Raw genomic sequence first — 9151 nt, forward strand, 5'->3', positions numbered from 1 at the left:
TGAAAATGAAAGCATTCAAAACTATATTAGGTTTAACCCTGCTATTTATGGCCATGGCTTGTAACACTACCCCAAAATATGAAACGCTAGAAGATTACCCCATTTATGATGGTAATGATTTAGGCATGACATATACGCCAGCATCAACACAGCTCAAAATTTGGTCACCTGCCGCTCAAAGTGTAAAGGTTAAGCTTTACGAAAAAGGCGATGGCGACAACTTAATTGATGAATTCAAGATGAAGCGCGACAAGCAAGGGGTTTGGTCTTACAAACTGAAGGGAGACCATGCTGGAGAATACTACACCTATCAGGTACAGCAAAACGGCCAATGGCTGCAAGAAAAGCCCGATTTATATGCTGTTGCGGTTGGTGTAAATGGTCAACGTTCAATGATCATCGACTTAAAGAACACCAACCCTGAGGGCTGGGAAGAAGACCAAAAACCAGCTCTAGCCAATTACAATGACATTATTATTTACGAGCTTCAAATTCGGGATGTGAGCATTTCTCCAAATTCTGGAATAACCCAAAAGGGCAAATATGCAGGGCTTGTTGAGACCGGCACTAAAAGTCCAGAAGGCCTTTCCACTGGGCTCGATCATATCAAAGACCTAGGCGTAACGCATGTGCATTTACTGCCTACATTCGATCATCGCTCAATTGACGAAACCAAGCTTGATGAGCCTCAATACAATTGGGGGTATGATCCGCTGAACTACAACGTGCCTGAAGGCAGTTTTTCAACCAATCCATACGATGGGGCTGTACGTATTAAGGAGTTCAAACAAATGGTAAAAACGCTGCACGAAAATGGCATCCGCGTAATTCTAGATGTAGTGTACAACCATACCGGGCAAACAGAAGATTCCAATTTCAACCAGCTGGTCCCTGACTACTACTACCGTCAAAATGCCGAAGGTGGTTTTTCTGATGCTTCAGCATGTGGAAATGAAACCGCCTCAGAACGCGCAATGATGCGCAAATACATCATCGAATCAGTAGCCTATTGGGCAAAGGAATATCACCTAGACGGCTTCCGTTTCGATTTAATGGGTATTCACGATATTGAAACCATGAACGAGGTGAGCCGAACGCTCCGCGAAATTGACCCAAGCATTTTTGTTTATGGTGAAGGCTGGACTGCCGGCAGCTCTCCGCTTCCGCAAGAAGAACAAGCACTGAAAGCAAACACCTATAAACTAGAACAAGTAGCCGCCTTTAGCGATGACCTGAGAGATGGTCTAAAAGGTAGCGTTTTCGAAGAAAAAGAAGGCGGTTTTGTCAGCCAAACCACAGGCTTGAAAGAAAGCATAAAGTTTGGCATTGTAGCGTCTACACAGCATCCCCAAGTTAATTACGACTCGGTTAACTACTCCAATGCACCGTGGGCCGCAGAGCCTTACCAAACCATTAGCTATGTTTCTTGCCACGACAATAATACGCTGTGGGACAAGCTTTTGCTTTCTCGCCCTGATGCTTCAGAGGCCGATCGCATTAAAATGCACAAGCTGGCCGAAACCATTGTACTGACCTCCCAAGGCGTGCCATTTATTCATGCTGGTATGGAAATGCTACGCAGCAAAGATGGTGTAGAAAACTCATATGAATCACCAGATGCTATCAACCAAATAGACTGGTCGAGAAAAGCACAGTATAAAGAGGTTTACGAATACTATAAAGGAATAATCGCCTTACGAAAAGCGCACCCTGCCTTTAGAATGACCAGCACCAAAGACATTCAATCAAACCTTGAATTCTTAGACTATGCAGGCGACAATTTTATTGGTTATAGACTGAAAAACAATGCCAATGGCGATCAGTGGGAAGAAATTCTGGTATTGCTCAATGGCGCTGACACGAACAAGACCATCAGTTTACCAGCCGGTAATTGGACGCTAGTGGCCGATGGCTCAAAAGTATCGGAAAAAGGGCTTAGAAAGCTTAGCTCGAAAACCTTAACCGTTCCAGGAATCACAGCTTACATTTTAAAGAAAGATTAATAAACAATATCAAGGCCTCGCTCAGAGCGAGGTCTTGACTTAATTCAATATCAAATGGCTATCTCGGTTTGAAAAACCGAAACGGCATGACCTTTAAGCACTACCCTATCTCCTTTTAATTCCGTTTGCATTTGCCCACCACGTGCCGAGGCTTGTCGAGCATTGAACTTGGACTGATCAAGCACTTCAGCCCAGTAAGATGTAAGAATGGTATGCATAAACCCAGTAACAGGGTCTTCCTTTATTCCTAGGTTCGGAGCAAAATAACGCGATACAAAATTGAAGTTAGCCGATTCAGATTTAGCCGAGGTGATCAATCCATTCTTTGCAAGCTTAGCCACTTTTTGTTCTTCGGGATCAAAGTCTAAAAGCGCCTCTTCCGATTTAAAGACAAATATCATTTCACCAGGCACCGTAAGCACTTGCTCCAAATCGACACCAAACAAGCTATTCATTTCATCAACCAATTCTGGTTTAGCCTGTGGCTTATTGGCCGGAAAATTCATCGACAGCATGCCGTCCACATAACTCACATAAAGTGGGCCGCTCAGCGTATTGAACTGAATGTTTTTTTCCTTCGGCCAATATCCTTCTTCAAACAAAACATAGGCTGTGGCCAAGGTTGCATGCCCACATAGCGGCACTTCTGCAGCAGGCGTAAACCAGCGCAAGTCACAGTAATCCTCTCCAATTTTCACATAGGCTGTTTCGGAAAGATTCATTTCCATGGCCAGCAACTGCATTTGTTGCTCGGTAAGTGCTCTCTCCACAATGCAAACCGCTGCCGGGTTTCCCTTAAACTTTTCCTTTGTGAACGAGTCGATCTGATAGAGCTTCATTTTCCTGCTTTTCCTGTTTGTTTTTGTAAACCACATTGAGCACCACGCCCAACATTACGGCTGTCATACCCAAATAGGTGAGCAAATTAAAGGTTTCTCCAAACAACACATAGCCAAAACCCAGTGCATAGATGATTCCCACAAAATTGATATTGGCTACTTTCGATAGCGACTCACTCTGGTAAGAAAGTGTCATAAAATATTGGGCAAACTGGGTAAGCACGCCAATGGCTATAAGCAAAAGCCACTCCCACCCTTGTGGCATCACCCAATTGAAATAGGAATACGTACCAACTATTGGCAGAGTAACTAAAGGAAAATAGAAAATAATAACCAGCGGATGTTCACTGGTTTTGAGCTTTCTGATCATATTATAGGCTACGCCTGAAAAGAATGCAGCGCCAACGCCAAGCAGCGCCATAAATGGAGTTACCCGAGTATCGAAGCCCTTTATCATTAAAATTCCAGCGAAAGAAAGCGCAAAAAACACCCACTGAAGTGGATATACTTTCTCTTTTACAATCCAAACGCCTAGCATTGCTGTGAAGATTGGCCCAAGGAACATAATAGTTACCGCACTGGCCAGAGGAATCTCCTGTAAAGTAGTGAAGAACATCATGAGGGCTAATGCTCCTGCAAGGCCACGAATAAACAATATAGGCTTGTTTTTACCCAAAAGAGGAACACTCTTCATTTTTAATGTAACGCCCGACATAACAAAAGAAACGATCGAACGGAAGAGGATAATTTCTATGGCGGGAATATTGTCTACGTACTTCACCAGCACATTCATTACCGCGAAAATGAATGTTGCCAAAAGCATATAAAGTACCCCTTTTGAAAGCATGCGCGAATTTGGCACATTTTATTCTTTTAAGCCTCCATTTCTTAGCTTAAAGCTGCTATCGATTGACTAGTTTTCACCTAATAAAGGATTGATTCTTTTCATTTTTGAACTAAATGGTGAATAATACTCGCTTTTGAACGTTTGAATTTTAAATTTGTAGGCTTTAGACCTTGCCGCCTAATGAGAAAAATACTTTTCCCATTCCTTTTAGTTGTGCTAATTGCATCACAGAGCCATGCACAACGCTTCGTAACCACTGGTGATTTTGATCGAATATCGAAGGTCACAGTAGGGCCAGGACTCAATACCTACTTTGGAGAACTAAGAAGACTAGGAGACCAGAAACTTCAAGCCGGACTTAGCTTTTCGTTAGGCTACGAACACCTAATGACGGATCGGTTGGCAATAAGAACGAATCTCTCGGTTTACAAAATTCAGGCTGACGATTCCTTTTCAAGAGTTCCATACAAGCAAGACAGAAACTTGAACTTTAAGGCCACTAACTTTGAACTGGCTGTTCAGGGGATGTATTACATGTTCCGACACCCACACACGGGCTATAGAGACAGGGCATTCCTCAATCCATACTTTCACCTAGGTTTAGGCGTAACTAGTAACAACCCTAAAGCAGAATTGAACGGCCAGATTTATGAACTTAGACCATTGGCTTTGGAAGGCGAGCAATACGGAAGTATCGCTGTGATTGTTCCGCTTGGTGCAGGTTTCAATTTTTACGTAACACGAAACATTGATTTTCAACTAGATTTTCAATACACCGTTGCCCTTACTGGCTATTTAGATGATGTAAGTACGGTTTACCGAGACCAAGCTTCTTTCTCTGACACCAACGGTGTTGATGCTGCAACAATGGCTATTTTGTCAGACCCAAGAACAATTTTGGATCCGCCACTACCTGCTGAGCCAGGAGGTGCCGCCAGAGGTGATGATACATTTGACTCCTACTTCAGGTTAGGCTTCAAGATAGGTTTTTATCTACCTAAGTCGCTTTATGGCAAATCGTCTATCCGTTGTAGAATTACAAAGAAGACACGATAAGCCCGTCTTTTAGAATCACCTGTCTATCCGACATTTCAGCAAGCTCTTTGTTGTGCGTAACAATCACAAAGGTTTGGCCTAACTCATCGCGAAGCTTAAAGAATAGTTCGTGAAGTTCGTCAGCATTTTTTGAGTCCAAGTTACCACTTGGTTCATCGGCAAAAACCACCTTAGGTTTGTTAATGAGGGCACGGGCCACAGCTACGCGCTGCTGCTCTCCACCCGACAGTTCAGAAGGTTTATGATCAATTCTAGCAGAAAGACCAAGCGTACCCAGCAACTCTGCTGCACGTTGCTTTACCTCCTCTGTATTTTTGTTACCAATAAAACCAGGCAAACACACGTTCTCAAAGGCAGTAAACTCTGGTAATAAATTGTGGAACTGAAACACAAAGCCGACCGCACTGTTTCTAAATGCTGACAGCTGCGATCTGTTAAGTTGATCAATCCTCTTCGACTCAAAAGCAAGCGTGCCGTTATCCGGCACATCAAGGGTACCCAAAATATGAAGCAAGGTGCTTTTCCCGGCTCCAGAAGCACCAACAATGCTCAAAACCTCGCCTGTATTTACAGAAACATCTATACCACTGAGCACCTGCAAGTCGCCATACGACTTTGTAATATTGGTGGCTTTTATCAACTCCTTCATGCTAACATTTCAAACATAAGTATTATCGTGCAATTGGTAATTACTTCACGGCTTATTCATTATAAAATCTTGTTATTATACCCCCAATGGTTTAGCTTCGCACAAAATTCTAGAAGACATGAATATTCACGAATACCAAGCGAAAGAATTACTTAAAAAGTACGGTGTAAAGATTCAGGAAGGAATTGTAGCAGATACACCTGACGAAGCAACAAGTGCAGCAAAAACGCTAAACGAACAAACCGGAACTAGCTGGTATGTTGTGAAGGCACAAATTCATGCCGGAGGTAGAGGAAAAGGTAAGGTACAAGAAACTCGATCTAACGGTGTTGTGCTTGCTAAAAGCCTAGAAGAAGTAGCACCAAAAGCAGAGGCTATTCTTGGTGGTACCCTTGTAACACACCAAACTGGTGCTGAAGGTAAAAAAGTAAACAAGGTTTTGATTGCTCAAGACGTTTACTACCCTGGCGACTCTGAGCCGAAAGAATACTACCTATCTATTTTGTTAGATAGAGCCAAAGGATGCAACGTAATTATGGCTTCTACCGAAGGTGGAATGGACATTGAAACTGTTGCAGAGGAAACTCCTGAAAAAATTATTAAAGAGTGGATTGATCCTCGCGTTGGACTTCAAGGTTTCCAAGCAAGAAAAGTAGCTTTCAAACTTGGTTTGGAAGGTCAGGCTTTCAAAGAAATGGTGAAATTCATCTACTCTCTTTACAAAGCTTACGAAGATTCTGATGCATCTCAGTTTGAGATCAACCCTGTATTGAAAACATCGGACAACCAAATCTTGGCAGTAGATGCTAAAGTGAACCTTGATGACAACGGCTTGTTCCGTCACAAAGACTTGGTTGAATTAAGAGATATTACTGAAGAAGACCCTTCTGAAGTAGAAGCTGGAAAGTACGGCCTTAGCTACGTTAAGTTAGACGGTAACGTTGGTTGTATGGTAAACGGTGCTGGTCTTGCAATGGCTACTATGGATATCATTAAACTTTCTGGTGGTGAGCCTGCCAACTTCCTTGATGTAGGAGGTACGGCAAATGCAGAGACTGTTGAAGCAGGTTTCAGAATCATTATGAAAGACCCTAACGTGAAAGCTATCTTAATTAACATCTTCGGTGGAATTGTAAGATGCGACAGAGTAGCTAACGGTGTGGTTGAAGCTTACAAGAAAATCGGCAATATTGACATTCCGATTATTGTAAGACTACAAGGAACAAATGCTGAAGAAGCAGCTAAAATTATAGACGAAAGTGGTTTGGCAGTTCAATCGGCAATTATGCTGAAAGACGCTGCTAACCGTGTTCAAGACGCGTTAAGCTAAGCTGGAACGGGGAGCACCCGTAGCTCAACTGGATAGAGCGCTGGATTTCGGCTCCAGAGGTTGAGGGTTCGACTCCTTCCGGGTGTACAAAATGACCTTTCAAGTATTAATTGAAAGGTCATTTTTATTTAGAACCAAAAAAATATTACTTTTAAGTTATCCTTTATCAGAATACTTGCGACTACCCCTGTTTTCTTTAGATTTGTACCATTGAGACCTTAGAATGAAGCAATTCACCTTAACCTTACTGCTTTTAATTGGCCTAACAGAATTCACTTACGCCCAAAACTTCTACGCAAGAAGAAGAGACAGAAACTGGGCGCTTTCTGCTGGTATAGGACAGTCAATATATGTTGGGGAGTTGTATACGCCACTTTTTGATAAATCAGCAGGCTTTACTCCTAATGTGGGAGTTGGTCTTAGAAGAAAAATCACCGATCAGTTAAGCGTAAGATTTGATATCAATTATTATCAGATTGCCGCAGCAGATTCTTTAGCAGCTCAAGCAAGCTTTACACTAGGTGGTGGAGATCAAGAGAACGACTCGAGAAATGAGCGAAATCTCTCCTTTAGATCACACAACTTCGAATTTTCTTCTCAATTCATCTTTAATCTTATTCCTATTGATGGCCCCTATTCTTACCGGCCAGATTTAAACATTTATGCCATTGCCGGAATTGGTGTGACCACAAACAACCCTAGAGGTTTAGACATAGCTAGCGGCAATATGGTCAACCTGCGAAAATTAAATACAGAGGCGCTTGAAGAACCCTACAGTGGACTTGCTCTAGTAATACCTCTGGGTATGGGGATTAGAATAAAAGCCAATCAATTTACAGACATTGTACTCGAAGGCACGGGCAGAATTACATTCAACGATTACTTGGATGATGCGAGTACACTCTACCCTAGTGAGCAAGAAGTAAGGGATTACCATGTGGCCAACGGTACCGGACTGGCAGATTTAGCCGCAAGAATGTACGACCGAGCCCCAGAAAAGGGGTTTGGAGAAAGAGAAAAAGGTAGTATTAGAGGCAACCCTGAATACAATGATTACTACTTCTTCTTTCAAGTAAGACTAGAAATGTATTTGTCTGATACAGCATTTGGAGGTATATTTGCTTCTAAGAAAACGGCAAGACGCCTGAGGTAACTCATCGCTAAATTTCCGATTCCTCCAAAAATAACCTTAGTAGACTAACTTCTAAAAGGAATTAGTTTCACTGCCTACATAAAATAGGCGCCTCCCTCATCCAAAAATCATGTACCATCAACTTACGCCTTAGGTGGAGTTTCAGTACATCTATTAAAATGCAAAGAACATTTTTAATGTTATCAACATTGCATTATTATATCTGAACGATAAATTAATAGATGTTTGAACCCACGGTTGATTTATTTAGATTTGTGTGTCCGTGATAATGTCATGAGAAAACTTTCAGTCACCCTACTACTCATAATTGCACTAATGGAGACCATAAGTGCACAAAATTTCTACTCTAAACGTAGAGACAGAACATTAATGTTCTCTTATGGCGCTGGTATATCTACCTATCATGGTGACATGTACGATATTTTGTATGACGGCCTTTCTCCTGGCCCTAATGTGGGATTAGGATTAAGAAAGAAGCTTGGCAGCCAGTTAAGTATGCGTCTAGATCTAAACTGGTACCAGATCTCAGCTGCAGACTCACTAACAGGAGCTTCAGGAACACTTGGAAGATCTAGAGGTAGAACAATTTCGACCGATTCTCGAGAAATCAGAAACCTTTCGTTTAGAGCAAGAAATTTTGAGTTATCGGCACAGTTCATTTTCAACCTGATTCCTATTAAAGGTAGTTACTCAAGAAGGCCCTTGATAAACCCCTACATTATTGCAGGACTGGGTATTTCAACCAATAACCCTAAAGGATTGGATTCCACTGGAAGTGGCGAATGGGTTAATTTAAGAGAATTAAATACGGAAGTCTTAAGCGAACCCTACAGTGGAGTAGTAATGGTTGTCCCCTTTGGCTTTGGACTAAGGCTCCGTGCAAATCAATTTATTGATATTCTTGTTGAAGGTGCTAGAAGGTTTACTTTTAGTGACCATCTAGATGATGTGAGTTCGGACTATCCAAGTATAGACCAAGTAAGACAGTACCATATAGATAACGGTACAGGTTTGGAGGAATTAGCTGTTAGAATGTATGATCGTTCTGCAGAGGCTGGGTTCGCCCCTCGAAAAGAACGTAATACTCGCGGCAACCCTGAATACAATGACGCCTATTACATTTTTCAATTGAGGCTAGAAATGTATTTGCCGGACAATTTCCTAGGTGAGATTTTCTCTCCAAGTAGAAAGAAGCCTAAATTTAGATAAGTCTTCTCCAACAATAAGGCAGAGGCTTGCCTGAAGTTTCATAGTGTTTTTGATAGCCCCATCTA

Annotated in this window: 8 protein-coding genes and 1 tRNA gene; 6 read left to right on the plus strand and 3 right to left on the minus strand. The window is 42.0% G+C overall.

Annotation, left to right across the window (positions count from 1 at the left end; genetic code table 11):
- Positions 1-5: 5 nt before the first annotated feature.
- A complete protein-coding gene (pulA, locus tag BMW98_RS14595; RefSeq protein ID WP_222843649.1) occupies positions 6-2003 on the plus strand; it encodes a type I pullulanase in 1998 nt (665 codons plus the stop codon).
- A 50-nt stretch (positions 2004-2053) separates the two neighbouring features.
- On the opposite strand, the gene BMW98_RS14600 is transcribed toward pulA, so the two are convergent.
- Positions 2054-2842, minus strand: coding sequence for a PhzF family phenazine biosynthesis protein (locus BMW98_RS14600; RefSeq protein WP_162844717.1), 789 nt, complete (start codon positions 2840-2842; stop codon positions 2054-2056).
- Positions 2799-3704 (minus strand): DMT family transporter, encoded by a 906-nt coding sequence (locus BMW98_RS14605; protein ID WP_338060840.1) that lies wholly within the window; start codon positions 3702-3704, stop codon positions 2799-2801. The genes BMW98_RS14600 and BMW98_RS14605 overlap by 44 nt, the downstream gene beginning before the upstream one ends.
- Before the next feature lie 165 nt (positions 3705-3869).
- On the opposite strand from BMW98_RS14605, the gene BMW98_RS14610 reads away from it, so the two are divergent.
- Positions 3870-4745 (plus strand): outer membrane beta-barrel protein, encoded by an 876-nt coding sequence (locus BMW98_RS14610; protein WP_090259320.1) that lies wholly within the window; start codon positions 3870-3872, stop codon positions 4743-4745.
- Here BMW98_RS14610 and BMW98_RS14615 read toward each other — a convergent pair.
- Positions 4726-5394: an ABC transporter ATP-binding protein gene (locus BMW98_RS14615; protein WP_222843650.1), complete on the minus strand. Its 669-nt coding sequence runs from the start codon at positions 5392-5394 to the stop codon at positions 4726-4728. The two genes, BMW98_RS14610 and BMW98_RS14615, sit on opposite strands and share 20 nt — an antisense overlap.
- Before the next feature lie 118 nt (positions 5395-5512).
- On the opposite strand from BMW98_RS14615, the gene sucC reads away from it, so the two are divergent.
- The 4 genes from sucC (at position 5513) to BMW98_RS14635 (ending at position 9086) form a co-directional block, all read left to right on the plus strand.
- Entirely contained in the window at positions 5513-6724 is a 1212-nt protein-coding gene (sucC, locus tag BMW98_RS14620) for an ADP-forming succinate--CoA ligase subunit beta (RefSeq protein WP_090259321.1), read from the plus strand.
- 13 nt (positions 6725-6737) lie between these two features.
- Positions 6738-6811, plus strand: a tRNA-Arg gene (locus BMW98_RS14625).
- 136 nt (positions 6812-6947) lie between these two features.
- Positions 6948-7877, plus strand: a complete 930-nt coding sequence (locus BMW98_RS14630; RefSeq protein ID WP_090259322.1) for a hypothetical protein — start codon at positions 6948-6950, stop codon at positions 7875-7877.
- Between the two features lie 273 nt (positions 7878-8150).
- Complete coding sequence (locus BMW98_RS14635; protein WP_090259323.1) at positions 8151-9086, plus strand: hypothetical protein; 936 nt, start codon at positions 8151-8153, stop codon at positions 9084-9086.
- The last annotated feature ends 65 nt before the right edge of the window (positions 9087-9151 follow it).

It is taken from the genome of Roseivirga pacifica (assembly GCF_900111145.1).
GTDB classification, from domain to species: domain Bacteria; phylum Bacteroidota; class Bacteroidia; order Cytophagales; family Cyclobacteriaceae; genus Roseivirga; species Roseivirga pacifica.